This is a genomic window from Streptomyces sp. 15-116A, from assembly GCF_025290915.1.
Lineage (GTDB): Bacteria > Actinomycetota > Actinomycetes > Streptomycetales > Streptomycetaceae > Streptomyces.
Map to the genome: position 1 here is coordinate 1 of NZ_JAOCQE010000521.1, position 1,653 is coordinate 1,653.

At 72.4% G+C, this 1,653-nt stretch carries 1 protein-coding gene and 1 pseudogene; one reads left to right on the forward strand and one right to left on the reverse strand.

Annotated features, from left to right (window positions below):
- Nucleotides 1-120: 120 nt before the first annotated feature.
- The gene (locus N4P33_RS35070) at nt 121-921 is read right to left on the reverse strand and encodes an enoyl-CoA hydratase/isomerase family protein (protein WP_260830949.1); all 801 of its coding nucleotides are present in this window, start codon (nt 919-921) and stop codon (nt 121-123) included.
- Nucleotides 922-1,140: 219 nt separating this feature from the next.
- Between N4P33_RS35070 and N4P33_RS35075 the strand changes: the two are divergent.
- Nucleotides 1,141-1,653 (forward strand): annotated as a pseudogene (locus tag N4P33_RS35075) (hypothetical protein); the annotation flags it as partial.

Below are 1,653 nucleotides of genomic sequence, written 5' to 3' on the forward strand. Positions count from 1 at the left end.
GACACCCGCGTACTGGTTGTACTCGGGTGTTCGCCCGGTGCGGCGAGAGTGCGTGCCGGGCGTCGCAGGGCAGGCGGGACTTTGCGGACACCCCCTAGCCGCAGCCGGTTGCCCGGCGGGTTACTCGCCGGGCCACTTCGGCTTGCGCTTCTCGTTGAAGGCGGCGACGCCCTCCGCTCTGTCGCCCGAGAAGGCGACCGAGCGCCAGGCCGCGTCCTCGATCTCCAGGCCCGCGGGGAGGTCGAGGCCATGGCCGAGGCGGAGGGCTCTCTTGGCTGCACGCAGGCCCACGGGGGAGTTGGCGGCCATTCGGGTGGCCAGGGCCAGGGCCTCCTCCCGGTCTCTTCCTTCCTCCACCAACTGGTCCACAAGACCCAGCTCCCGCGCCTCCGCCGCCTCCACACGCCGCGCCGTGAAGATCAGCTCGGCCGCCCGCGCCGCACCCACCCGCCGCGGCAGCAACTGCGTACCACCGCCACCGGGAATCACCCCGACGGACACCTCAGGCAGCCCCACCACAGCCGTACGGTCCGCCACGATCACATCGCAGGACAGCGCCAGCTCGAAACCGCCGCCCAGCGCGAACCCGTGCACCGCCGCGACCGTGGGCACCGGAAGCTCCAGCACACCGGTGTACGCGCCCCGCGCCACCGGCCGCTGGCGCACCAGATCGGCGTCACTGAAGGAGTTCCGCTCCTTCAGATCCGCCCCCACACAGAACGCCCGCTCGTGCGACGAGGTCAGCACCACCACCCGCACACTCCGGTCCGCCCCCAGCGCCGCACACGCCCCGGCGATCGACCGGGCCATCTCGGTCGACACGGCGTTCATGGCCTTGGGCCGGTCGAGGACCAGCTCCGCGACATGCCCCTGCTCATGCCGCCGCACCAGCACGAACTCCCCGAACCGCTCCTCACTCATGACACCCTCCGGGTTAACGCGTGTTAACAAATCCGCCGCTCCGATCATCGCAGCCCAGGCCCACCAGGAAAAGGGCGCACAGCCGGTTCCCTGATCACCCCCCGCCCACCCGTTCGAGTGACATCAGGCCACTCCGGGCCCCGCGCACTCCCCAAGCGCCTAACGTGCGCAGCACCACGGGCGCATTTCGGGGGCGCGCTCGCAGGGGAGGGGATCGCGATGACGACCGACACACCACAGCGCACCACCCAGGAGCCACCCGCGCGCGCCGGCTTCACCCCCCACATCCGGGGCCGCCACCGCAAGCCCCGCCACCACAAGGTCCTCCTGGCCGCCGGCGGCCTGGCCCTGGCCGCGGGCGCGATGAGCGTCGTACACCTGGCATCGGCCCCCGGCCCCGCGGACACCGCCATAGGCGCCGCACCGGTCACCCCCGCCCCCGCATCCACGAACGACACCCCCACCACCACCGACAGAAGCACCCCACCACCAACCCCCCAGCACCCCACGAGCACGAACCCGAGCCCGACCTCCCCCACCCCCCTGGGAGCCCAGGCCCGGACGCCCGTCACACAGAACGAGCAGAACGAGTCACGACAGCCGGCCTCCCGCACCTCACCCGAGCCCGCACCACCGGCCCGCTCGCCGACCGCCGCGAGGACGACATCGCCATGCTGCTGCTGTCCCGGCAGGGCGAGGGCTGCGGCTGCGGCGCCGAGACCGACACCGTAC

What these genes read in the sequence shown, in the direction of transcription:
- N4P33_RS35070 (WP_260830949.1), bottom strand. Translation starts at nt 921, where the DNA reads ATGAGTGAGGAGCGGTTCGGGGAGTTCGTGCTGGTGCGGCGGCATGAG.